The organism is Hydrococcus rivularis NIES-593, assembly GCF_001904635.1.
GTDB classification, from domain to species: Bacteria; Cyanobacteriota; Cyanobacteriia; order Cyanobacteriales; family Microcystaceae; genus Hydrococcus; species Hydrococcus rivularis.
In genome coordinates this window covers 35,420-59,857 of record NZ_MRCB01000010.1, presented here as the reverse complement: position 1 = coordinate 59,857, position 24,438 = coordinate 35,420, and the positions used below count along the sequence as shown (strand labels likewise).

General features: G+C 46.4%; 23 protein-coding genes. 10 read left to right on the top strand and 13 right to left on the bottom strand.

The features are described 5' to 3' along the window. Nucleotides 1-23 precede the first annotated feature (23 nt). From NIES593_RS10410 to NIES593_RS10395, 4 genes are all read left to right on the top strand, one after another. Nucleotides 24-728, top strand: a complete 705-nt coding sequence (locus NIES593_RS10410; protein ID WP_073599521.1) for a PEP-CTERM sorting domain-containing protein — start codon at nt 24-26, stop codon at nt 726-728. A gap of 153 nt (nt 729-881) precedes the next feature. Further along, nucleotides 882-2,141: a glycosyltransferase gene (locus NIES593_RS10405; protein ID WP_073599520.1), complete on the top strand. Its 1,260-nt coding sequence runs from the start codon at nt 882-884 to the stop codon at nt 2,139-2,141. Between the two features lie 23 nt (nt 2,142-2,164). Further along, nucleotides 2,165-3,814 carry a glycosyltransferase family 39 protein gene (locus tag NIES593_RS10400; protein ID WP_073599519.1) on the top strand — a complete coding sequence of 550 codons (1,650 nt, stop codon included), beginning with the start codon at nt 2,165-2,167 and terminating at the stop codon, nt 3,812-3,814. Nucleotides 3,815-3,854: 40 nt separating this feature from the next. Next, a complete protein-coding gene (locus tag NIES593_RS10395) occupies nt 3,855-4,841 on the top strand; it encodes a DapH/DapD/GlmU-related protein (RefSeq protein ID WP_073599518.1) in 987 nt (328 codons plus the stop codon). Between the two features lie 106 nt (nt 4,842-4,947). On the opposite strand, the gene NIES593_RS10390 is transcribed toward NIES593_RS10395, so the two are convergent. From NIES593_RS10390 to accA, 5 genes are all read right to left on the bottom strand, one after another. Next, the gene (locus NIES593_RS10390; protein ID WP_073599517.1) at nt 4,948-6,672 is read right to left on the bottom strand and encodes a TonB family protein; all 1,725 of its coding nucleotides are present in this window, start codon (nt 6,670-6,672) and stop codon (nt 4,948-4,950) included. Nucleotides 6,673-6,924: 252 nt separating this feature from the next. Then, on the bottom strand, nt 6,925-8,100 hold the full coding sequence (locus tag NIES593_RS10385; RefSeq protein ID WP_073599516.1) for an LL-diaminopimelate aminotransferase: 1,176 nt from the start codon (nt 8,098-8,100) through the stop codon (nt 6,925-6,927). An 86-nt stretch (nt 8,101-8,186) separates the two neighbouring features. Beyond that, nucleotides 8,187-8,513 (bottom strand): thioredoxin family protein, encoded by a 327-nt coding sequence (locus tag NIES593_RS10380; RefSeq protein WP_073599515.1) that lies wholly within the window; start codon nt 8,511-8,513, stop codon nt 8,187-8,189. 132 nt (nt 8,514-8,645) lie between these two features. Continuing rightward, nucleotides 8,646-9,419, bottom strand: coding sequence for a PspA/IM30 family protein (locus NIES593_RS10375; RefSeq protein WP_073599514.1), 774 nt, complete (start codon nt 9,417-9,419; stop codon nt 8,646-8,648). Between the two features lie 185 nt (nt 9,420-9,604). Then, a complete protein-coding gene (accA, locus tag NIES593_RS10370; RefSeq protein WP_015142285.1) occupies nt 9,605-10,585 on the bottom strand; it encodes an acetyl-CoA carboxylase carboxyl transferase subunit alpha in 981 nt (326 codons plus the stop codon). 258 nt (nt 10,586-10,843) lie between these two features. Here accA and ffh point away from each other — a divergent pair, with 258 nt between their 5' ends. Then, nucleotides 10,844-12,304: a signal recognition particle protein gene (gene ffh / locus NIES593_RS10365; protein WP_073599513.1), complete on the top strand. Its 1,461-nt coding sequence runs from the start codon at nt 10,844-10,846 to the stop codon at nt 12,302-12,304. A 324-nt stretch (nt 12,305-12,628) separates the two neighbouring features. On the opposite strand, the gene NIES593_RS10360 is transcribed toward ffh, so the two are convergent. From NIES593_RS10360 to NIES593_RS10340, 5 genes are all read right to left on the bottom strand, one after another. Further along, nucleotides 12,629-13,792, bottom strand: coding sequence for an LptF/LptG family permease (locus NIES593_RS10360; RefSeq protein ID WP_073599512.1), 1,164 nt, complete (start codon nt 13,790-13,792; stop codon nt 12,629-12,631). A gap of 38 nt (nt 13,793-13,830) precedes the next feature. Next, the gene (gene lptB, locus NIES593_RS10355) at nt 13,831-14,559 is read right to left on the bottom strand and encodes an LPS export ABC transporter ATP-binding protein (protein WP_073599511.1); all 729 of its coding nucleotides are present in this window, start codon (nt 14,557-14,559) and stop codon (nt 13,831-13,833) included. A gap of 29 nt (nt 14,560-14,588) precedes the next feature. Further along, a complete protein-coding gene (locus tag NIES593_RS10350) occupies nt 14,589-15,068 on the bottom strand; it encodes an LptA/OstA family protein (protein WP_073599510.1) in 480 nt (159 codons plus the stop codon). A gap of 81 nt (nt 15,069-15,149) precedes the next feature. Beyond that, nucleotides 15,150-15,566: a DUF309 domain-containing protein gene (locus tag NIES593_RS10345; protein ID WP_073599509.1), complete on the bottom strand. Its 417-nt coding sequence runs from the start codon at nt 15,564-15,566 to the stop codon at nt 15,150-15,152. 8 nt (nt 15,567-15,574) lie between these two features. Continuing rightward, nucleotides 15,575-15,943 carry a ferredoxin-thioredoxin reductase catalytic domain-containing protein gene (locus NIES593_RS10340; protein WP_073599508.1) on the bottom strand — a complete coding sequence of 123 codons (369 nt, stop codon included), beginning with the start codon at nt 15,941-15,943 and terminating at the stop codon, nt 15,575-15,577. Between the two features lie 364 nt (nt 15,944-16,307). Between NIES593_RS10340 and NIES593_RS10335 the strand changes: the two genes are divergently transcribed. The 3 genes from NIES593_RS10335 to NIES593_RS24075 are packed head-to-tail and all read left to right on the top strand — an operon-like array spanning nt 16,308 to nt 17,533. Next, nucleotides 16,308-16,598: a DUF1816 domain-containing protein gene (locus NIES593_RS10335; RefSeq protein ID WP_073599507.1), complete on the top strand. Its 291-nt coding sequence runs from the start codon at nt 16,308-16,310 to the stop codon at nt 16,596-16,598. A 53-nt stretch (nt 16,599-16,651) separates the two neighbouring features. Then, nucleotides 16,652-17,335, top strand: coding sequence for a ComF family protein (locus tag NIES593_RS10330; RefSeq protein ID WP_073599506.1), 684 nt, complete (start codon nt 16,652-16,654; stop codon nt 17,333-17,335). Nucleotides 17,336-17,383: 48 nt separating this feature from the next. Further along, on the top strand, nt 17,384-17,533 hold the full coding sequence (locus NIES593_RS24075) for a hypothetical protein (RefSeq protein ID WP_175561094.1): 150 nt from the start codon (nt 17,384-17,386) through the stop codon (nt 17,531-17,533). On the opposite strand, the gene NIES593_RS10325 is transcribed toward NIES593_RS24075, so the two are convergent. Further along, complete coding sequence (locus NIES593_RS10325) at nt 17,489-18,721, bottom strand: DUF4336 domain-containing protein (RefSeq protein WP_073599505.1); 1,233 nt, start codon at nt 18,719-18,721, stop codon at nt 17,489-17,491. The genes NIES593_RS24075 and NIES593_RS10325 overlap by 45 nt on opposite strands. A 192-nt stretch (nt 18,722-18,913) precedes the next feature. Here NIES593_RS10325 and NIES593_RS10320 point away from each other — a divergent pair, with 192 nt between their 5' ends. Next, on the top strand, nt 18,914-20,833 hold the full coding sequence (locus NIES593_RS10320) for a GTPase family protein (protein WP_073599504.1): 1,920 nt from the start codon (nt 18,914-18,916) through the stop codon (nt 20,831-20,833). A 47-nt stretch (nt 20,834-20,880) separates the two neighbouring features. Beyond that, nucleotides 20,881-21,981, top strand: coding sequence for a 3-isopropylmalate dehydrogenase (leuB, locus tag NIES593_RS10315; RefSeq protein WP_073599503.1), 1,101 nt, complete (start codon nt 20,881-20,883; stop codon nt 21,979-21,981). 167 nt (nt 21,982-22,148) lie between these two features. Here leuB and NIES593_RS10310 read toward each other — a convergent pair whose 3' ends face one another. Further along, nucleotides 22,149-23,825 (bottom strand): NAD(P)H-quinone oxidoreductase subunit 4, encoded by a 1,677-nt coding sequence (locus tag NIES593_RS10310; RefSeq protein ID WP_073599502.1) that lies wholly within the window; start codon nt 23,823-23,825, stop codon nt 22,149-22,151. Nucleotides 23,826-24,067: 242 nt separating this feature from the next. Further along, a complete protein-coding gene (locus NIES593_RS10305) occupies nt 24,068-24,427 on the bottom strand; it encodes a DUF6464 family protein (RefSeq protein ID WP_073599579.1) in 360 nt (119 codons plus the stop codon). Nucleotides 24,428-24,438: the final 11 nt, after the last annotated feature.

Below are 24,438 nucleotides of genomic sequence, written 5' to 3'. Positions count from 1 at the left end.
TTTACCTTGGAGGATAAGTATTCATGGAAGTAAAACATATTGCTCTTTTATCCGGTCTTCCTTTAGTGGCAGCAGGAGTGTTAGTCAGTGCCATCCCAGCGGAAGCAGCTATTTTTGTTGGTCCGGGACAGCTAGATGTAAGTAGCGAAAGATTTGGGAACGCCTTTTACACGCAAAACGCCATTGACTTTACAGTGGGCAACCCCGGCCCAAATAATTCCCTTCCAAGTCCTGGTAGTCCTGGAGAAGTCGAAGTCACAGGTCAAGGCGGCTTATCTTCCTTAAGTGGTAGAGCCCAGATTTTTGATTTGTTTAGTCCCGCACCTTTTCCAACAGGTGTAAAAGTCAATGTTTCTGAAACCACATTACTTAAATTTGCCGATGGCACTACATACAATTTCACAGCGTTTACTCGGACGGGGCAAGACACTGGACCCAATATTTTTGAGTTTGAAGGGGCTTTTGTGAATGGTGGCGATCGCACTCCCACCAATTTTGCCTTCATCACAGGACAACTCCCTGTTTCTATCTCCTCAACTACCGTTTTAAGTAGCCTAGATCAAATCGACGATTCTGGCGTTGTAATAGGAAATGCATCCTACTCAGGCACCTTTACAATTCCAGCAGCACAAGTTCCCGAACCTACGGGTGTTGTTGGTCTACTCGGTGTAGCTTTAGGAGCTGGTTCGCTGCTTAAGCGCAAGAAAACTTTCAAGCAAATGAAATAGGAAGAACAGTAAAATTTGGTCTAATCCCAGACCGACCGACTAAACTACTTGACTTTCATTGTTGCCAACAGTACTCAAGTATAGGTGGTTACCTATACTTGGGTTTTTAGCGTTTTTGGCACTTATTTAAGATTTTTTACGTAAATCTATTGAATGGACGCTGTTTTCCGAGCTATTAATCCCATACTGTTCTTTTGTGAAGGGATCAGTTATGGACATATTGCCCGATCCTTAATAGTTGCCAAGTGGCTGAAGTCATTAAATCACGATATTGTAATTGCCTGTCCGGATAAATCATCTTCTTTGTTTGCTGCTGAGGGATTTAAAACTGCCAGCATCGAAATTGCCGAGCCAACTGCTATTTACCAGCGCTTGCGTCAAGGCGGCATGATGTATACAACAGAAGATCTGATCGCCTATTTTACTCAGGACGATCTGCTAATCAAGCGCTTTCAACCCTGCTTAATTGTCTCTGAATTTCGGTTTACTGCCCTTCAGTTAGCTAAAAAATATGGCATTCCTTCTGTTGGGATGACTGATGCGACTTGTCATCCGAATTTTGTTTCCGATAGAACCGTGCCAGATCCCTTTGCCAAAACTCTTGCTGCTCCTCTGTGGCTGCTTGATTTTATCTCCCAGCGAACTAGACTGGGTGAAGTCATCAATAGGCAAACAATTCAAAAAATTTCTATTTCTCTGCGAGAGGCATCTATCGCTTATGGTTTAGAGCCACTGCCAACATTTTTTGACTATGCAAGTCAGGGAGATATTTGCTTGCTCTGCGACCTCCCCGATCTAGTTCCAATTGAGCCTTTACGTCCCGGCGATCTTTACACTGGAGCCTTGTTATGGGAACGCCCAGAGCCGTTGCCCCATGAACTTTTCCGCCTCGATCCTAACAAAAAAACAATCTACGTGTCGCTAGGCACCCAGGAGTCTCTGCCCACAGACTTCCTCAAATCGTACGTTGAGAAACTCCTAGAACGCGATCTGCAAGCGATCGTCTCTCGTGGCAAGCGCTCTTTTGAGATGCCAGTAGAATCCAAAAATCTATTTGTTTTCGATTTTGTCAACGACAGCAAACTCCTTCCTAACATTAATCTTATGGTCTATCCCGGTGGTGCAATGACTACTTACCAAGCCTTGTCTTGTGGAGTTCCACTGATTGCCCTACCAGCCCATGCCAACCAGCACTTTTATGCAGAAGCGATCGCCCGAAACAAGTTAGGATATTTTTTCCGTCCTTCCCGACTCAATATAGATAAGCTTGTAAGAATCACTTTGAGTTTACTCGAAGATTCAGAAATTCATGCTTCTATAAAAGCATTTCAAAAAAAACTGGTTTCTTTCGACGCGCGAGAAACCATTTTAAGCCGTACTGAGGCACTTTTGAACGGAGCCTTTCCAACTTAACTGATGGATTAAAAAGCATTAAGATGAATCAAAATTTGAGACTTCCCCCAAACTGGTTACGTTTTTTAATTATTATTCTGCTAGTATTAGGTGTGTTTTTTCGCTTTGCTAACCTTGATGGCAAAGTTTACTCGATTGAAGAAGCTGCTACCTCTCTACGAATTTCTGGCTACACGGAGCAAGAGATTAGGCAACAAATCTTTAACGGTAAAGTAATTAGTCTCAAAGATTTGCAAAGGTATCAACACCTGAATCCTGAAAAGACTTTAGCTGACACTATCAAAGGATTAGCTATTGAGGAGCCTCAGCTACCTCCCCTCTACTATGTAATGCTACGCTCTTGGGTACAGTGGTTTGGCGATTCCATAACAGGAATTAGAAGCCTATCTGCTGTCATTAGTCTGTTAGTATTTCCTTGTCTTTATTGGCTATGTATAGAACTATTTGGGTTGCCTCTCGTAGCTTGGATTGCCATTGCACTTATGGCTGTCTCGCCATTTTTTATGCTCTATGCTCAAGAAGCACGGTTATACAGTTTATGGACAGTAATTATACCGCTAACAAGTGCTGCATTGCTGCGAGCCATTCGCGTCAAAACTATATTTAGTTGGGTATTTTATTCACTTACCTTATCATTAGCATTTTATACTACTGTCTTATCTGGATTGGTTGCCATTGGACATGGGATTTACGTAGTTGGGACGCAAGGCATCCGATTGAGTAAAACCTTAAGTGCTTATCTGATTGCCTCTATTGTTGGACTGCTAACTTTTGCACCTTGGATATATGTAATTGTTAATTACTTTTATGCAAGTTATAGTGCAACTGAATGGGCTTCTTTAAGAAAAATACCTTATGTATTCGTAATTGTTGGTTTTCTATCAAATATCATCCGCGTTTTTTTTGACGTGCCTAATAAGCTTCTTTGGCAAGCACTTCCAAATACCTATCAACCTATAGATGTAATCCTGGGAATAATTAGTTTACCACTCTTCTTATCGATTTTATTTTTAGTTGGCTATTCAATTTATTTTCTCTGCTTAAAAAGCCCTAAACGAGTTTGGTTGTTTATCGTTTCTTTGATTGCAGTAAATAGCCTAATTTTTCTCTTGCCAGATTTGTTTATAGGTGGCATTAGAGCGGTGATACCAAGATTCCAAATACCTAACTATATGTGTATACTGCTAGCTGTCGCTTATTTATTAGCTATTAAAATTAGTGCTGTATCTAATAGTTTTCGGCAACAACAGATAGGGAAAATTATTATGCTTGCTCTTATTTCATGTGGAGTTATATCTTGTACAATTAGTTCTCAAAGTAATTTATGGTGGAATAAATATTTCAATATAGACAATATCCCTATAGCAAGGATTATTAATCAAACTCAATCCCCCTTAGTTATTAGCGACTCTGGAGGCAGTCACTATATTAATATTTTATCACTTAGTCATGTTTTAGATCCAAAAGTCAAATTTCAATTAATATCTAAGATAGAGGATTTAACTAAAATTCCTTCAATTTCTAATTCCTTCAGCGATCTTTTCTTGCTTAATCCCTCTGAAATCTTGCGAGAAAGACTTGAAAAAGAACAAAAATTTAAGACCAATTTAGTTTTCGATGGAAGTAAAATAAATCCTTGGAAAAGCGATCTTTTTCTTTGGAAATTAGAATGAGTTTAATTAAGCTACTTTAGCTGAATAGTGGGGTAACATCATGACAAAGACTAAAAATAAAAAAAGCATGAATAGTCTTTATGTTTTGGGGTTTCCTATCAATCTTTTCCTTGAATTATTTATCCAGTTTACTTCATTAGTCATTCCCGTTACTTTATTTAGGAAATCGCTTCAAGAAAGTAATATAGTGATAGCAACTATAGTAGTTCTTCTTGGATTATATATTTATCCTCTAACGATCTTATTTCTTAGCGCTATTATAACAAGACTTCTTCCTAAGCCAAGATTAGGCAAGATTGAAACTCAAAAGGATGCACTTAAATATCAAACCTTAATTGCTCTTAATACTTTTGTAAGACGAACACCTGCACGATGGCTATTGATCTTTCCTTTTCCAGGTTATCTCTTTTATAAAATTAGTGGAACTAAGATAGACAGTAGCGCACTAATCACAAGTCCTGATTCTTTACAAGACGTTTATTTAGTATCAATTGGAAAAAATAGCTTGCTTGGGTGGGGCTGTCTTGTTCTCGGTCATTATTCTGGTGATGGTTCTACGACTTTTTTAGGTGAAGTGAAAATAGGCAATAACGTTTTGATTGGTGAAGGTGCTACAGTTTGGGCTAATGTTAGAATAGGCGACAGAGCGATTGTGCAAAATAAATCTGTTGTTATGCCTGGTACGATTATTCCCCCTGATGAAATATGGGGAGGTGTGCCTGCTAGAAAGATCAAAAGTATAAAAGAGAACGAAGAAAGTTCCAAAAGCAGTTTTGTTAGTCCAGATGAACTTGAGATTTATCTTCTAGAGTTGTTGAAAAATAATTATGGAATTCAAGAGTTAAATCGAGATGCTCCATTACTATCTTTAAATTTAACAGTAACTGATATTACGCATATATTACGTCTTCTAGAAAAGAGATATAAGATTTCTATTAATAGAACCTGCATCAATATTACAACTTTTAGTCTTAACGAGATGATTTTAATTACAGAAAAAGAGATTAAACAGAAAAGATTGCTTTAGTTCTTTAGCGCGATCGCTCTTTATAATAAAAATAAGAAAAGATGAGAAGCGATCGCATTTCTTTGGTAAAAAAAGAAAGAGAAAATTCTCTTGTATTTTCTAATAATCAATCGTTATCTTCCGTTGATTGCTTTTGCTCGTCCGAAGAGGTTTCGCGAGAATTATTAGAATCTTCTTGAAGTTTCCGAGGAGCGACCGTACCGAGAGGGCGAGATTCTGGGTTCTTTCTAAAGCTTGCAGATGCAGGAGCAGGTTCCCATTGTGGCTTGGGCTTGATCGATGTTTCTGTCTCATTCGCTTCTGGAGTTTTCCGAGGAGCCGTTAGCGCAGGGCTGAGGCTTTCCTGTTGTGGCTTAGACTGAGTGGGCGTGGTAGTTGCCTCAGACTCCTGCGGAACTTGCCGCCAACTATTGCGCGTCGGTGGTGTCGTCTCTGCTGGGGCTGGTTTGGGTGCGGGTGTAGTAGTCGCCTCAGTCTCTTGTGGCACCTGTTGCCAGGTATTGCGCGTCGGTGGCGTCGTTTCTCCGGTTGCTGGTTCGGGTGCGGGCGTGGTGGTTGCACCAGTCGCTTCTGGTGCTTTTCCGGGGGTAGCTGGTGGGGTGGGTTTTTGCGTTGCCGACGGTTCTCCAGTCGGTTTATTCTCGGTAGACTCTGGTGGGGCTACAGCTAAAGACGGACATACCTTTGGATCGTATTTATAGTTCACGACTACTCGGTAAGGTTGCGTTTGTCCGGTTTGATTGGTGAAACTGCGCTCTTTAATCTCATTGAGTGCCTGCTGATTTAGAACGGGATAGCCCGCGCTTCTGATTAAATAGGGACGGTACGGAGAACTTGCCACTCTTCCTTGGGAATTGACCATTACGCCATAAACGGTCGTCCCTTCTAGCTTTCTCATACAAGCTGCTTTCGGATACGTTCCTTCAAGGGTAATCTCTGTCGGTTGCGCGACTTTTACCCTGACTCTCCAGTTCACCTCATTTTCCCTAGCTTCTTCGTCGGTCGTATTTTCTTTATCCGCGATGAGACTCTCTGCCCCTCGGATGTTTTCAGCAACTAATTGTTTGATGCGTCTCTCTTGCAGGGCTGCTCTATCATTGACTGCGGCATTGGTTTGTCCTCCATTGCCATTAACCATTGCCTGTTGAGAGGTTTCAGCAGGATTGTCCGTTGGCGTACCGCTTCTAGTAACGACAGAATCTCTCCTATTAATCAATTCATCAGCCGGAATTGGCGGTCTGAGTTCGCCGAAATCGGGTCTTTGAGTTCTGAGTTCGTTAATTGGAGGGGGCTGAATCGGTGTCGATGTCGAGGTATTGGAGGGATAGGTGGGAGGATATTGGAAGTTAGGTGGTTGGGAGGGTAAAGTGGGCAATGTACTCGGTGAGGGCAATGCTCTCGGCAAAGACGGCAAGGCTGGTATTGACTGTTGCGGAGGAACGACGACGGGTAAGTTATTGCCAAGCGCTATGGTATCGGGAGGAGGCGGCAGAGAAGGAAGATTGCTCGTGCTGGGATAAGATGGTGGCAGAGAAGGCAGAGAAGATGAGTCGAAAAAGGAGCCATTGAGAGAAGATGGATTGGGATATTGCGGTATGTCTTCTAAGGAGGGCCGATCGAGATTCGGCAAACGGCTTTGCTCGGCGGGGTTTAATTCTATTAATCCCACTTCTCGCGGGTTCGTTGATTTGTCTTTTTGCCAGGTATTTGGGAAGATTGGCAATCCTACTCCTAGAACAAAAGCATGAATCCCTATAGAGGCAAGAATAAAAAGACTCTTGACATTAAATATCTTGCTGGATGTGGTTCCGATTATCGAGGGGGAAGACATAACTATTCTCGTCCAACTCCGCTTTGTCTTTTATAGCAAAAGTAAATATATTCTTTGAGGTTTATGGAGGTTTATGTAGGTATTTTAGTAGCCAAACTCGTTATTTCAGCAAAAACTTACTATGTACCTTACCAGAATTGGTGAAGACGATCGCGGACGGCTGACAGTCAATCGCTTAGCATTACGGTCAATCACCTTAGAGAGACTACTCTTTGTCTGATGCCAAAGAATAACTTTCTCCCAACCAATTATCTACTCTCTTTGTAAAAATCCGGCTATTTTTTCGACTGCGATTTCTAAAATTTCTGGTTCTTGTACGAGGGCAAAACGAACGTAACCTTCGCCGCATTTTCCAAATCCCGAACCGGGAGAAACCGCTACTCCAGTGGCAGCGACTAATCGGGTACAAAATTCGACAGAGTTATTCTGCCAGGGTTCGGGTAATTTTGCCCAGATATACATGGTAGCTTTGGGTGTAGGGACTTGCCAGCCAATGCGATGCAGGGCACCAATGAAAGCATCTCTTCGTTTTTGGAAGGTGGCAACGGTTTCTTTGACCGATGCTTGAGAACCTTCTAAAGCTGCGATCGCTCCCTGTAAAATGCCTCGATATTGATTAAAATCGACGACGGCTTTGATTTGTCTGAGTGCCAAAATGAGCTGAGGGTTGCCAATCGCGTAACCGATGCGAAACCCGCCCATATTGTAAGACTTGGAGAAGGTAAAAAATTCTATAGAAACTTCTTTATGAGGATCGGCTTGCAAAATCGACGGGGGAGGATTCGTCTGGTCAAAAAAGATATCGACGTAGGGGAAATCGTGGACTAGGACGAGGTTATGCTGGCGACAGAAATCGACCGCTTGCTCGAAAAAAGACAAAGGCGCGATCGCGCTGGTAGGATTGTGGGGATAGCTCAGCACCATCATGCGAGCTTGTGCGAGAACTGGTGTAGGAACGTCTTCGAGGACGGGTAAAAATTGATTTTCTGCCCATAGCGGCATCGGGTAAATCTGTCCGCCAGCGAGATAAACGCCGCCTGCATGAGAAGGATAGCCGGGATCGAGGAGTAGGGCAAAATCTCCCGGATCGAGCAGCGCTAGGGGCAAATGCGCCGTTCCTTCTTGGGAGCCAATCAGGGAAAGAACTTCTGTTGCCGGATCGACGGGAATGCCAAATCGGTTAGTATACCAGCGAGCCACGGCTTCTCGAAACGCTTGCGTTCCGTGATAGAGCAAATAGCCGTGAGTGCTGGGATCGTGCAGCGACTGTTCGATCGCGGCAATAACATGGTCTGAAGCGGGCAAGTCGGACGAACCCAGGGACAAGTCTATAATTTCTTTTCCTGCTGCCCTCGCCTTTGCCTTCGCCCGATCCATATCGGCAAACACGTTGGTTTGTATGGCTTTTAACCGTTCGGCGAATTTCATTTTTGTGAGATGTTGGTTAATCGTTAGTTGTTGGTAGTTATTAGTTAGGGCAAAACTCTACTAACCAATAACTAATAACCAATAACTTAATTCAGACAACCATCCACCAATGTCTGGAGTTGCTGTTTGCCGATCGCGCCTTCGTGCGATTTCACAAGTTCTTTGTCTTTGAAAAGTCTGAGGGCAGGAACGCCTTCGACCTTGCATTTAGCAACTGCATCTGGATTAGCATCTACCTCTAGTTTAACGACTTTTAAGCGATCGCTGTAGGTATTGGCAACCCAATCGATTGACGGCGAGACTAGGCGGCAAGGACCACACCAACTCGCCCAAAAATAGACGAGAACGGGTTTGTCTTCGCTAAATACTTCTTTCTCGAATTCAGTATCTGTGATTTCTAGGACACTACCCATATCAGTTATTGGTTCTTTTGTGCTCGATTATTAATTATCTCAGCTAGCCGTTCTCGCTTCTCAAAAAAATGAAAAATAAGGGGCAGGTAACGGGAAAGCGCTATCGTTTCCCCATTTCCTACTCCTTAGTCTCTATACATCTTTGAGCTTCGAGCGCAGTTCTTCTAGCTCGGCATCGACAACCGAGTCGGAGGCAGAAGACGATTTAGTTTCTGAAGCTTGAGGTAAGGCTTCTGGAGGTTTCGACCCTTCTATCATCTGAGCTTTGAGCATTGCCAGTTCGTCGTCTACGTCGCTGCCCGCTTCTAACTGAGCGAACTGTTGTTCTATACCATAACCGCTCAATTCCCCAAATGCCTGAGAGCGAGCTTCCATTTCTAGCACTTTGGTCTCCATGCGCTCGAAGGCTCCCGTGGCACTGTTGATATCGATATTGCCCAGAGTCTTTTGCAGTTCTTCGTTGGCTTTAGCCGCTCTAGCCCGTGCCTGAAGCATATTTTTCTTGGTTTTGGCTTCAGAAATCTTGCTTTCTAGAGCCACCAAATTCTTTCTGAGGCTATCGACTTGAGCGACTTGCCCCTCGAGTTGCTGTTTGAGAACGGTTGCCGTATCCATATGGGATTTTTTGCGCATCAGAGCTTCGCGAGCTAGGTTCTCGTCTCCTTTAGAAAGAGCGAGTCTCGCCCGTTGGTCCCACTTGTTGGCTTCTCCTAGGTCTTGGTTGTACCTTTGCTCGGTACGTTTCTGCTCCGCAATTGCCCTAGCAACGGCTTGGCGTAGCTGCACCAAGTCCTCTTGCATATCGATAACGGCTTGTTCCAGAACTTTTTCTGGATCTTCAGCCTTGCTTACCATATCGTTAAGATTAGCTCGGACAACTCGGCTAAGGCGATCGAATAATCCCATGGCGCTGTCTATCCTCTCGGAATTTACAAAAGTAGTAGCAATGCAGGTTTAATTGATTGACCTGCCTATTAAAAGTTTATCTCGATGGGATTGGGAGCTTGACGATCTCCCGTTTGCCCAATAGAGCGGGCAATGCCCGCTTTATCGATATTAACTTTCTTAAATTCTATTAATCAACCTATTTTCTATTCTAGGCATTCTTCAAAAGCCCCTATGCGACGAAATTTCTGATAGCGCAGTTCTTGTCGCTGCCCAGGGGACATTTGCGAGAGTTTTTCTAAATTTTCCAGTAGGGCGGTTTTGAGAAGCGCTGCTGCCTCAAGGGGATGGGAGTGAGCGCCACCAGAAGGTTCTGGTACGATCTCGTCGATAATGCCCAATTCTTTTAAGTCTGAGGAAGTAATTTTCAGCGCCACGGCCGCCCGATCTGATTTTTTAGCATCTTTCCAGAGGATGGCAGCGCAGGCTTCCGGAGAAGCTACCGTGTAAACAGAATGCTCTAGCATCAAGAGCCGATCGCCGACCCCAATCCCCAAAGCGCCGCCAGAACCGCCTTCGCCAATAACGGTGCAGATAATCGGGACTTCAAAATCGAACATTTGCCGAAGGTTATAAGCGATCGCTTCTCCCTGCCCTCGATTTTCGGCTTCTACTCCCGCCCATGCTCCCGGCGTATCGATAAAGGTAATAATTGGCATGCCAAACTGGTTGGCATGTTCCATCAGGCGCAGAGCTTTGCGATAACCGCTCGGAGAAGCCATGCCGAAATTGCGAACGACATTATCCTTGGTATCTCGACCTTTCTGGTGTCCCAAGATCGTTACGGGTCGTCCATCTAAGCGAGCGATGCCACCTACGATCGCCGGATCGTCATAACCGCCGCGATCGCCGTGCAACTCGAACCACTCGTCGCTCATCGCTTGGATATAGTCGAGGGTGCTGGGACGGCGAGGGTGACGCGCTAGTTGCAGGCGTTGCGAGGGGGTTAGGGCGCTAAAAATTTCCTGGCGCAATTGTTCGGCTCGATTTTCTAACTCGACGATTTTCTCAGAGACATCGACATTATTTTCCTCAGCGAGTTCCCGGATTTGGTTAATCCGAGCTTCTAATTCGTATAAGGGTTTTTCAAAATCCAACAGGAAGGTTCGGCGATTGGTCTTTGTCATAGTTTCGGCTGCCTCGACGATTTCTAGAGATTTTTAATAGGCGGACAGAAGTTGAAAAATTATCTAAATATAGGGTTCTACATCTTTTGAGCAACCACCTCCAAGAATAACAAATCCCATCGCCTTTATTCCTCCTAATTGCCTTGTCTCCAAGAACTACCGGAAAGAGACAAGCCTCATACTAGACCCTAAAAACGTTATTCTGGTAAGAAGCCTAACCACTACAGTAGAGAAACTAATAACGCTAAATACTGCTTTATGTTTGATGCTCTTGCCGAACGCCTAGAAGATGCCTGGAAAAAACTGCGCGGTCAGAACAAAATTAGTCAATCGAATATTCAAGATGCGCTTCAAGAGGTACGTCGCGCCCTCCTAGAAGCCGATGTCAACCTGCAAGTCGTAAAAACTTTTGTTGCCGAAGTTGAACAAAAAGCACTCGGTGCTGAAGTGATTTCTGGGGTTAACCCAGGTCAACAATTTATCAAAATTGTCTATGACGAATTAGTTAAAGTAATGGGGGAAAGCAACGTTCCCCTCGCCCAAGCCGATAAGCCACCTACCGTCATCCTGATGGCAGGATTGCAAGGGACGGGAAAAACCACCGCTACAGCTAAACTCGCCTTGTACCTGCGCAAGCAAAACCAAACTTGCTTGATGGTGGCGACCGACGTGTATCGACCTGCCGCGATCGACCAATTAATTACCCTCGGTCAGCAGATAGACGTTCCCGTCTTCGAGATGGGCAGCGATGCCGACCCGGTAGAAATTGCCCGCGCTGGGGTAGAAAAAGCCAAAGAAATGGGAGTCGATACCGTTCTCATCGATACTGCCGGACGTTTGCAGATCGATCGAGATATGATGGCGGAATTAGCCCGCATTAAAGCCACGGTTAACCCCCACGATACGCTACTGGTCGTGGATGCGATGACGGGTCAAGAGGCAGCTAACCTAACCCGTACCTTCCAAGAACAAATTGGCATTACTGGAGCCATTCTTACTAAACTAGACGGGGATACGCGCGGCGGGGCTGCCCTATCGGTACGGCAAGTTTCCGGTCAACCGATTAAATTTGTTGGCGTTGGGGAAAAAGTCGAGGCGCTGCAACCGTTTTATCCCGATCGCATGGCTTCGCGCATTCTCAACATGGGCGACGTTCTGACGCTGGTAGAAAAAGCCCAAGAACAAATTGACATCGCCGATGTCGAAAAGATGCAGTCGAAGATCTTAGAAGCCAAATTCGATTTCAACGACTTTCTCAAGCAAATGCGACTGCTCAAAAATATGGGGTCTCTGGGCGGTCTTTTGAAAATGATTCCGGGCTTCAGTAAGCTTAGCGGTGCCGATATCGAGAAAGGCGAAACCGAACTCAAGCGCACCGAAGCGATGATCAACTCCATGACAACGGAGGAACGGGCGAACCCCGATTTACTGGCAAAATCGCCCAGTCGCCGTCGTCGTATTGCCAGAGGTTCCGGCTACGAGGAATCGGATGTTACCAAGCTCGTTTCCAACTTTACCCGCATGCGCAACATGATGCAGCAAATGGGTCGAGGCGGAATGCCTGCTATGCCCGGAATGCCTGGAATGGGCGGTATGGGAGGAATGTTTGGCGGCATGGGCGGACAAACTCCACCGCCAGGTTTTCGCGGTTATGCTGGCGGCAGTTCTAAACCCAAGAAGAAAAAAGAGAAGAAGAAGAAGGGATTTGGAACCTTATAGGGTAGAAGGCAGGAGGCAGTTACCAGTAATTCGATGAAAGGATCGATCGTAGGGGCGGGTTTTTGCAGTAGGTGTGAGTAAATCTCTAATACCATTTTTCATTCATTAATGACAGAGATGGTCGATTGTCCTCACCCCTAACCCCTCTCCCTATTTGGGAGAGGGGAGAAGGATGTCGATCGCGAAAACCTGAAAATTGGTAGAATATTTTCAATTTAGATCGACCCGCCCGTACAGTGGTTAGTAGTTAGTAGTTAATTGTCCCCTTGCCCCTTTGTTCCCCATCTCCCCACACTTCCCACACTCCCCACTCTCCCCACTCTCTCACTTAGAGGAGCGGAATAATAAAAATCCTCCCGCAGCCAGCCCTAAAAAGTTAGGCAGCCAAGCTGCCATAAACGGCGATACAAGCCCTTTAGTCCCTATCGATCGCGTCAAAACCAATAACATGTAATAACCAAAAATCAATCCGATGCAAATGCCAAAACTGGTTGCCCTGCTGGCATTTTGAGGGCGAAGGCCCAGAGCGGCTCCTACCAGCCCAAACGCGACGCAGGCAAAGGGAATGGCTAGTTTTTCTTGGATGCGGATTTCTAGCTTGCGAACTTTCTCTTCGTTGCCGCTAAGTTTGACGATTTCTAGATACTCTCGCGCTTGGGCGAGACTCATTTCTTCGTGATCTCGCTTTTGAGTGAGATCGAGAGGTGCTCTGGGAAATGCCAATTTATGGTGTTTGAAGCGAACGATATTGCGATAGGAACCGTCAGGCGCGATTACATAGATAGTTCCATTAAAAAAATCCCAGATATTTTCGTTAAAATTCCAAGTTGCCGATCGCGCGGTTACAATTTGGTTGATTCCTTCTTGAGAGCGATCGAGAATCGTCAACCCTCGCATTTGCTCGCCATCAAACTCTTCTGCATAAAACAGCCGCGAGAGAACATTTCGTCTATTGCCATTTGGCAGCTCGATTTTTTTGTATTCGGGAAAAATCATATTTCTATCTCTGAACGCGGGTTGTTTGTCGTTCAGCGCCGTTTTGAGCGTCACAGTAGCTTGATAATTGGCTGCAGGAGTAACAACATCGCTGACAAAAAAGGTTAACCCCGCGATCGCCAAGCTGAGGGCTAGGGCTGGAATCACCAGTCGATAGACGCTAAGACCCAAGCTACGCAAGGCAATCAGTTCGCTATCGCTCGCAAGGCGACTGTAAGCCATTAGCGCTGCCAAGAGGGTTGCCATCGGAAACGCCAAGACGACGAAGGCTGGTATTTTCAGCAACAGGATTTGAATCGCGATGTTAAACGGCAAGCCGGATTCGGTGACTCGGCGAACGAGATCGAATAAAGTGCCGATTGAGATGCCTAACGACGTAAACAAACCCATTCCGAACAGGAAGGGTAACAACAGCTCGCCGATAATGTAGCGATCCATGACTGATAAGCCAGGAATTCGCCTTTTAAACCAGTGATATTCACCTATCTTCATCCTATTAACGGTTATGTCATTCTGTTTATATTTAGCGTTTAGAGGTAGTATTTGTCTCCCAAATAATATTGCCGAACTTGGGGATTATTGTAGAGTTCTTCAGCGCTTCCAGAGGCAAGAATTTGACCGTCGCGCATGATATAGGCGCGGTTGACGATTGCCAAAGTTTCTCGCACGTTATGATCGGTAATCAAAATACCGATATCGCGATCGCGCAACTGACCGATAATTGCCTGAATTTCGGCGACGGCAATGGGATCGACTCCAGCGAACGGCTCATCTAACAATAAAAATTTCGGACCCTCCAATCCTACGGCTAGCGCTCTTGCCAGTTCTGTTCGCCGCCGTTCTCCCCCAGAGACTTGAAAGCCTTTCGTCTCAGCCACTCTTTCGAGGCGAAACTCTTTGAGTAATTCGTACAGGCGGACGCTTCTGTGACGAAACGGTACGCCGGTCTGCTCTAGGGCTAATTCAATATTCTCCCGCACGTTGAGATAGCGAAAAATGCTTGGTTGCTGAGTTAGATAGCCGATCCCCAAACGCGCTCTCTCGTTGATGGGTAGGGCAGTGATCTCCCTGCGATCGAGCCAGACTCTCCCCTCATTTGGCTTAACTAAACCCGTCGCAATGTAAAACGTCGTTGTTTTTCCAGCACCGTTGGGGCCGAGCAAGCCCACAATCTCGCCCGGTGCCACTTGAAGATTGACCCGATTGACGACGAATCGTCTGCCGTAAGCTTTATGAATGTTCTCCAGGATGAGTGTCACGATATCTAGAAATTTTCAATCGGAGGTTCTTAGGGTTGGGGATTGAGCGACGGACCGGGCGGAACCTTGACAGGATCGGAAGAAGTCGCTTCGGGATCGGTAACGAGGTAAATCGATTCTACCTGTTGATTGGCTTGCGGAGTCGCAATAAAACGCCCCTCATCGACTAGATAAGTCATCGTTTCTGCTCTCATGCTATTGCCTTCTTGCAAGACGTAAACATTCCCGCTCAGAACCAGACGACGCTCTCGGCTAAAGTATTGTGCCTGCGCGGCGGTGGCTTGAATTTTTCTAGCTGGATAATTTACCTGTACGTTACCTCGCGCCGTAATTACTCCCGTGCGCGAGTTTGCCTCCTGAATATCGGAACGGACGGTCATAGCGTTTCCCGACGAGGGCGAGGTTTGAGCTTGAACATTTGTCGGCAAACCAGAGGTAGCCATAATGCTACCCAAAAAAATTGGCAGTCCCAAAAGAAAAGACGAGCGGTGTTTGCGAGCGATAGACATAGCGACCAACTGAGTGTGGAGATAAGTCTAGTGTAATCAATCGGTTACCCGTTACTAACGACCTGTTACCAGTTTCTTAACTTACACTCGCTCGTTCTCAATTGCGATTATTTTTGGCAAGCTGCAAGTTAAATTTTCGTCACTCTTTTTTGAGGGGTCTAAGCGTTCTACAAACTCGGCAATTCGATCTGGCTCTATTTGTTGTAATGTTTTGAGCAAGCGATCGCTCTGTTCCACTAACCGCTCTACGTCAATGCCTTCGTGGATGGGTTGGTAGTCTCGCAGGCGCCTAATTCCTTCCCCTAATAAAATGACTGCTCCACGCCAGTTATAATTTCCCAGGTGATAGCAGCCAACAGCAATTTGTAAAATTCCTTGATAAAAATTTTTTTGCGTTTGTGTGGCTTCCATCCACAAAGCTTCTAGGGTATCGTGACAGGCATAAAACTCCTGCCGATTAAATTCTTCAACACCTTGCCAAAACGCTTGCGGTGGCATTACTGTCCTTAGGAAGCCATACTTGCACGGACTTCTTTTATGTACTCTAGATCTATCTCTTGCTTGTCGCCAGCAAACTCGTTATCTGGCGTGATAAACAACATGCAGTGACATTCTTTCCGCTCGCGCATGGGTACGCAAGGACAGTTCCAATAGGTATTTTTTACCTCAGCTTCCTTATCTTCATAGTGACGGCAAGGGCATAGGGGGGCACCTAACTCTTCTTTGTGTTTTGCAAGTCCTTCAATTACGACTGCTGTAACGGAGGGATCGCTACAAAAATAGGTACCAGTACGCTTAGCGTACTGTTCGGCAAAATTTTTCATTGCCTCAAGGACTTTATCGCTGCCTGTTTTATCGGTGTTTACTGAAGTCATAAATTTAACAGGTGAATCATAAACTTTTTAACATGGTATCTCAAAACTTTGCTGGACTTATAAGGTTATACGATTNTTTCATTCATTAATGACACAGATAGTCGATCGCCCTCACCCCCAACCCCTCTCCCAAATAGGGAGAGGGGTGAACAAGGTCGATCGCGAAAACCTGAAAATTGTTATTACTTGCCATTGACAGTCAGTTGCGATCGCGCTATGGTTGCTACTCATCAATTGATTGTTGCAAAAATTGCATGATTTGGTTCTCAAGAAAAAGCTTTTCTATCTAAGATAGTAAAAATTGGGGAGTCCGCCTGGGAAAACTATGGACAGACATATTTAAGATAGTGCGGGAGCCATTTCAATGCTTGGCATACTTCTATTCGGTCTATATTTCACCCTCTTTTCTTTAGTTGTTTATTACTTTAGGTCTTGGGCGCAAAATCGATGGTGGGTCAAAATAGATACTCAATCTCCTCAATGTACGTACTATTTTGGCCCTTTTGACGCAGAGGAAGAAGCTAAAAGTCTCTACGGCGACTATATCGAGGATCTGCAAGAAGAAGGAGCGCGTGGAATCAGCATTCAGATTCAGCGCTGTCAACCCCAACAGCTAACGATTTTTGAGAAAGATTCTGAAGCAACGTGCCAGTAAGAAATCTTAATACTATTTGCTCCCTTAGCGCGATCGCATCGAGATTTTTTTTCATGATAAAAAGCTGGTTTTCTCTATTTCTTAAATCTAACTGTCCTTTATGCGATCGCTCGGCTGACGAGTATATTTGTCACTACTGCCAACAACAACTAAACAACTGTCGTTTCCAAAATCCCTGTCAATTTTGGTCTGGCGATCTACCTCTATTTGTTTGGGGGATTTATAGCGGAAAATTAAAGATGGCGATCGCGGCATTAAAATATAACAATTCTCCCCAGTTAGGAGAATTAATGGGATATTGGTTAGGGGAAGCATGGCTCAATGCGCCTGGGCGCGATCGCCCTAAAAAACTTATCGTTATTCCCATTCCCTTACATCAAAAGCGATTGCAACAAAGAGGATTTAATCAAGCCGAATTAATTGCAAAAAGTTTTTGCCGATTGACCGGACATAGTTTGCAAGTCAAAGGATTGGAACGAATACGAGACACACAACCCATGTTCGGTTTGAATTCTCTTGTAGAGAGAGAAAATAATCTTAGCAAGGCTTTTATTTTGGGGAAAGACTTGCAAAAACGCCGTCCCAAAGAGCCTGTTTTATTAATCGACGATATCTATACAACGGGAACGACGGTTAGAGAGGCAGCCAATCTCCTGCGTTCTCAAAAAATTCCGGTTTTAGGAGTAGGCGCGATCGCGATAGCAGAAGGCAGAAGGGAAAACTCAGGTTATCCTTAAATTTGAGTCTATAAAACCAACAAGTGTCATACCATTTTTCATTCATTAATGACACAGACAGTCGATCGCCCTCACCCCCTACCCCTCTCCCTATTTGGGAGAGGGGAGAAGGATGTCGATCGCGAAAACCTGAAAATTGGTATTAGACTCAACCTACACCTTCTCCTTGGGTGGCGGCACGATCGCACGCTTGGTTAGACCTTCATCGATTTCTTTAAGTGCCTTAAAATCCTCTTCTGGTAAAGGATATGTGCTACTCGCGAACAAGCCCGCACTGACAGAAGGGAGCTTCTCTAGAAAAGAAAATGCTCGGCGGAACTGCTGCGGTTCTGCTGTAATGGGCGAGTCAAAGTGACAGGGAATGATGCGCTCAAAGTTCCAACTCGCCACCTTATCAGCCCAAGCGAGGGTTTCTCTAGGTGCGCGGTTGAGAATGAGCGTCTGTAGAATCGGTGCTACGAACAAACGACCGTTTCCTCGTAGGGCATTAAACGATCGCTGCCAGTCTTTTTTCCATTTAAAGGGAAATAAACCAAAGTAAGCTTTTTTTGAGCGATCGCTAGCTTTAAATGCGTTGAGAAATACTTCACCCCATGTGGGAACTTCTAGCACGCTCGCTCGAAAGTACAATGCAAATAAAGAAATGCGCTGCCATCCCTTACGGCGATTTTCCTGAGTGTCTTCGATCGGGTCGGTCGCCTTGTCTCTGGCATGAAATAGCAAAGGGTATGGTTCTAATTGCACGATCGCGGGCGGATCTTCTGGGACGCAAACCACTGAATCTGTAACAAGTAAAGTGCGCGATCGCTTGTCGAACAAGGCAACTTCCTCAAACGATCGCAGTCCTAAGTCGATAGGACCCAGAATCGCGTAGTCAAATTGTTCGGCAAAAGGCGCTTTGCTACTATCTTCTGGAAGTACTTGAGTGCGTTTGGCAGGAAAGCCAAGCCAACTTAACGGAAGATCGATCGGGAAACTCCACTGATTGGGAGCCACAAAAACTTGTGCGTTCCGAAAATATCTGGCAAAGGGACCGACGAAAACCTTGTGTTCTAGACCGGAGATCGTTGGCAGGATAATGTATTTAACATCGCCGTGTTCTGCTACTAACTCATTGACGAGCCGAATGCATTCTGGAGTAGGCGCAATGGGTGCATAGACGAGCAGTCCCCCTTCCTCTAGCTTAACGACGGTCATGCGAATGGGCACGACCACATAAAAGATGCCCTGGATCTGATCGAAAGTCCAAATCCTATCCTTGATGACCTCGTGACGAATCGTTCGCCGCCTGCCATATGGATATATTGGTACAACGAACCAGAACGACCACGAAAAGTCTCTCGAATGAATGTGTTTTAAGTTTTCTGTGCGTTCGTCATCAGCCACTTCACAATTCCCTTCCCCATTCCCAATCTCTAAAAGTTGGAGTGTAGCAAATTGTTGACCCGATCATCTAATTTTTTCAAAACTTTAGTCGATCGCGAGAGGTTTCCTGCCACAGGCAGACTAACGCCGATCGCAAGTGTGTTAGACCAGAAATAATCCTATGAGACGTTCGAGCTAGGCAGGTACGGAACAATGGTGCGTTTAAAACCGTGGCAGTGGATAGTATTAGCAATCCCGCTCGTCACGATCGTCGCTTTCTTACTAATAGCGGCGGGGTGGCAAATTCATCGATGGGGCATTAACTGGATCTGGGGGGTATTCACGCTTCTATTCGTAGGCTGGCGTTGGCTATTGGTCAAGTGGACTCGATCGCAGATGGCGCAGGTTGAAGCGGCTATCGCAGAAGCCGAAGAAGAACTAGAATCTTCTGTAGAAGACACGATAAAGCTATCGGCAGATACTGATGCTGCTAAAAAAGCAGAAACAGCACTCCAAGAAATTCTCAAAGCAGCACACAACGATCGCCCCATCTGGGAAGACTGGTCAACCTTTTGGAAGCGATGCCAGGAACTTGTCGCTGCGATCGCTGAGATCTACAATCCTGAAGTTAAATATCCCCTGTTGAATATTTATGTTCCCCAAGCTTACGGATTGATTCGGGGAACAGTAGACGATTTGGATAGGTGGATACAAAACTTATCTCCTGCCCTCAATCAAGTTACAGTCGGACAAGTATACCAAGCCTACGAAGGCTATCAAAAGTTGGAGCCATCGGCGCGGAAACTTTTGCAAGTGTGGAACTGGGCGCAATGGTTCTTGAATCCTGCGGCGGCATTGGCAAGACAAGCGAGCCAGCGTTCGAGCGATCGCGCTACTGAGCAATTGCTGGTGAATTTAAGTCAATTGCTCCGAGAAGCGGCTTTGAGAAACTTATATCGGCAGGCGATCTCGCTCTACGGCAGCACTACCCCACCAACTTTGGCACCCTCTCCTATGCCGACGTTACCCAAGGCGAAAACCAAAACCCTGCAAGAAATCCTAGCTCGTGCCGAACCCATTGAAGCAGTCGAGCAAAAACCCGTCAAGATTTTGCTGGCGGGGCGAACGGGAGCTGGAAAAAGCAGTCTGATCAATACCCTATTTCAGTCGGAACTGACACAAGTCGATGTTTTGCCCAGTACCGATCGCATTGGCAGTTACCACTGGCAAACCCAAACCGGAGAAACGCTGACCCTTTGGGATACGCCAGGGTACGAACAGGTAAACCGTGGGGAACTGCGGGAGCAAGTGTTGGACTGTGCTACCCATGCAGATTTACTTTTGTTAGTTACGCCTGCCCTCGATCCTGCCTTGCAAATGGACGTGGATTTTCTCAAAGACATCAAAGCACAAGTGACGGATCTGCCTGCGATCGCGGTCGTTACCCAAGTCGATCGCCTGCGCCCCATCCGCGAGTGGGAACCTCCCTACGATTGGCAATGGGGCGATCGCCCAAAGGAAAAAGCGATTCGAGAAGCTACCGAATATCGCGCTCAGTTACTGGGGGATTTGTGCGATTTGGTTCTGCCTGTCGTGACGGGGGATTTCAAAACGGGTCGAGTTGCCTGGGGTGCGGACGCGCTCTCGTTGGCATTAGTAGACGCGATCGCGCCTGCCAAGCAACTCCGTCTCGCCCGCTTCTTAAGAAACCTGGAAGCTCGTACTGTTGCTGCCGCCAAGATTATCGATCGCTACACCTTTCAAATGGCAACCGCCCAGAGGTTGACTGCCCTGCTTAAAAGTCCCGTTCTCCAGTTCATTTCCACGCTGTCCACCGGATCTCCCAACCTAGCTTATCTGCTAGCAGAGCAAATACCAGTCGAACAGCTACCCGTCGTCATTGGCAAGCTTCAGATGGCCTACGAGCTGTTCTCGCTTTTGAATGCAAGTGAAAACCCGCTCAACTTTGACTTGCGCTCCCTCTGGCTGTTGCTGCTGGAAACCCCTGCCTCGCCCGATCGCAATGCTTGGGCATTCGGTCATGCCCTAGTGGAGTATTGGACTCAGAATCTGACGGTCGAACAACTGCGAGAGCGGTTCGAGCATTATCTAAAGCAGGTTTCGAGGGAATAAATAGGATATGATAATAAATTGACATCGAGCAGATTTAGAACTCAACCATGACTCAGCAATACCGAATCACCTTACTTCCTGGCGATGGCATCGGCCCCGAAATTTTGGCAGTAACGGTAGAGGTGCTGAAAGTCATTGGCAAGCAATTTGAGATTCAATTCGATTTTCAAGAAGCCCTTATCGGCGGTGCGGCAATTGATGAGACGGGAGAGCCGCTACCAGAAGAGACGTTGAAATGCTGTCGCAGTTGCGATGCGGTTCTCCTGGCTGCCATTGGCGGCTATAAGTGGGACGATCTCCCGCGCCATCAACGCCCGGAAACTGGCTTGTTAGGGTTGAGGGCAGGCTTAGGACTATTTGCCAATTTGCGACCTGCGACGATTTTTCCGCAACTGATCGACGCTTCTACCCTCAAACGAGAGGTGGTAGAAGGGGTAGATATTATGGTAGTTCGAGAATTAACCGGAGGGATTTACTTCGGGCTGCCCAAAGGGATTTTTGAAACGGAGACGGGAGAAAGGCGAGGCGTGAATACGATGGCGTATACCGAGTCGGAAATCGATCGCATTGCCAAGGTTGCTTTTGAAATCGCCAGAAAGCGCAGGAACAAGCTATGCTCGGTGGATAAGGCAAACGTGCTAGATGTTTCCCAATTGTGGCGCGATCGCGTTACCAAAATCGCACAAGACTATCCCGATGTCGAACTTTCTCACCTGTATGTAGACAACGCTGCCATGCAGCTAATTCGCGCCCCCAAACAATTCGATACGATCGTCACGGGGAACTTGTTTGGAGATATTCTCTCCGATGAAGCGGCAATGCTGACGGGAAGTATCGGCATGTTACCCTCTGCGAGTTTGGGGGCTGACGGTCCCGGCGTATTTGAACCCGTTCACGGTTCTGCGCCCGATATTGCAGGTCAAGATAAGGCAAACCCCCTCGCTCAAGTCCTCAGCGCCGCTATGATGCTTCGCTACGGCTTAAATCAACCCCAAGCGGCTAATAAAATTGAAGAATCCGTCTCCCAAGTTCTGGAGTTGGGCTATCGGACGGGAGATATTATGTCGGCACGAATGCAGCAAGTCGGCTGTCGGCAAATGGGAGAAATGCTGCTAAAAGTTTTGGAATCGGGATCGATTCTTCGGTAGGGGCAAGATCTGGGGAAAAGAAAGAATTAAATTTTCTGATTTGAAGCAAGAGACGAGCATGATGGCGCGCGCTCTCACAATCGAGGATGAAAATCTATTTTCACCCACAGGTTTATTGAAAGACCAAAAAGCGATCGCCCCTGCAAAAGCGATCGCTCGATTAAAGATTACTCGACCATTCCCGAAACAGAAGCTACTTCAGGCTCTGCAATTCTAGGAAATAAGAATCCTTTGGCATAGATTTTGGGATTTGCTTGCGCGATTTGGGCATAAGATTGGCGAACCTGAGCGTTCACCGCCACAGTTTTCGCGTCGTACATCTGCGTAGCCAGCTTGGGATAGAACCCGATGCCGATAATCAGCAACAGGAGGCAAGCAGCGATAAACACTTCGCGCGGTTTTGCATCGCTATATTTTGCCTCGGCAGGCAGGACGCAGTTCGTGCCGAAGCAAACCGCATCCTGATTCTCCGAACCTGCGTCGGTCAGGACGCATGCGGGTGCTGCATTAGAGCCGTAGAATAGCTGTCGCAGCATGGAGAGCAGATAAATCGGCGTCAGGATGAGTCCTACTGCGGCAAGGAAGACGGTCGCGGTACGGAAGGTCGAGCTGTAGATGTCGCTGGTCGTCACGCCAACAAAGACCGAGAGTTCGCTGACAAAGCCGCTCATGCCGGGGAGAGCTAGCGATGCCATCGCACCTGCCGTAAACAGGGCAAACACTTTGGGCATGACTTTACCAATATCGCCCATCTCATCCAAGGCAAGCGTATGGGTGCGATCGTAGAGCACGCCTGCTAGGAAGAACAGTACCGCTGCTATCAAACCGTGGGAGATCATTTGTAGTAGCGCCCCGCTGATTCCTAAATCGGTGAAGGACGCAATCCCCAGCAGGACGAAGCCCATATGAGAAACCGACGAATACGCTAAGCGGCGCTTCATGTTGGACTGGCCAAAAGAGGTAAACCCGCCGTAGATAATGTTGACAACACCGAGAACGACTAGAATTGGTGCAAAGTAAACGTGTGCGTCGGAGAGCATTTCCAGATTGAGCCGAATCAGCCCGTATCCGCCCATTTTTAGCAACACGCCAGCCAAGATCATCGATACCGGGGCGGAGGCTTCGCCGTGCGCGTCAGGCAGCCAGGTGTGTAGGGGGAAAACAGCTAGCTTGACACCAAACGCAATCAGCAATCCCGCATAAATCGGCAGTTCTAGAGCAAGCGGGTAATCTTTCATGGCAAGCTCGACCATATCGAAGGTCATATTGTTGCCATAGAGCGCCATTGCCAGTGCCGCTATTAAAATAAATATGGAAGCGCCTGCAGTATACAGCAAGAATTTCATTGCTGCATAGCGACGTTTCGGTCCGCCCCAAATGGAGACGAGCAGATAGACGGGAACCAGTTCCAGTTCCCACATAATAAACAGCAGCAGCAAATCTTGAGCAACGAACACCCCTATCTGCGCACAATAGAGTACGAGCATCAGGAAATAGAAGAGGCGAGGCTTGCGATCGACTTGCCAAGCTGCAAGAATCGAAAGCGTTGTCACCAATCCTGCCAGAAGCACGAGCGGAGCAGACAGCCCATCAACTGAAACTGCCCAGTTCAGACCTAACTGAGGCACCCAGGCATACTTTTCCGCGAGTTGAAAAGTAGCGCTGCTTGCATCGTAATGCTTCCAAAAAACGTAACACATTAAGACAAAATCCGCGATCCCTACACCGAGGGCATACCACCGCAGGCGCTTGCCGTCTTTATCGGGCAGCGCGGGAATAACTAAGGAAGCAACGAGCGGCAGCAGTACAATCGCGGTAAGCCAGGGAAATCGATCCGCTATCATGGCAATAAGAATAAATACTTACCTGTTGATAAGGATATCTTACTAGACTTTGTAAACTTTTGTGAATAAATCTTTGTCGCAGATGGCTATATAGAAAAATCTATATAATTTGATATCAGTATAGTTAGATATCAATGTAGGATGAGCCGTGAGGCGATTTGCACCCGCTGAGAACCTCCGACTCCGCTACGCGAACGCGAACGCACTACGATCTAAGCAATAATTATGTTTACTTACTTAGTTTACTTACTTAACAGCTCGTAAAAACGACAGCCTTTGCAGGGACCTTCAGGATTAACGGCACAGCGCAGGAGTTCCGATTTCGCATTAAAGCGACAACTTGCATCGCCAACGACCCAGCGTCCATCGATAAGGCTTTTTTCTGCAGGACTTTTGGCGGATTGAACGTAGAGAGAAATTTTGTGCAAACTGTAGCCACCGATTTTATATTGGTAGTGGTGGTGGCGTTCTAGAACAGCGTAAGTTTTTCCTTTCAATTCGAGATAGTTGCCGGGCTGGGGCATCCAATCCAGACAAACTTTGCCGAGGAACTGACGCGGATGCGTCAGAATCACCTCTGTTGGTAGTGAATCTGGCTCCATGGACATCTAAT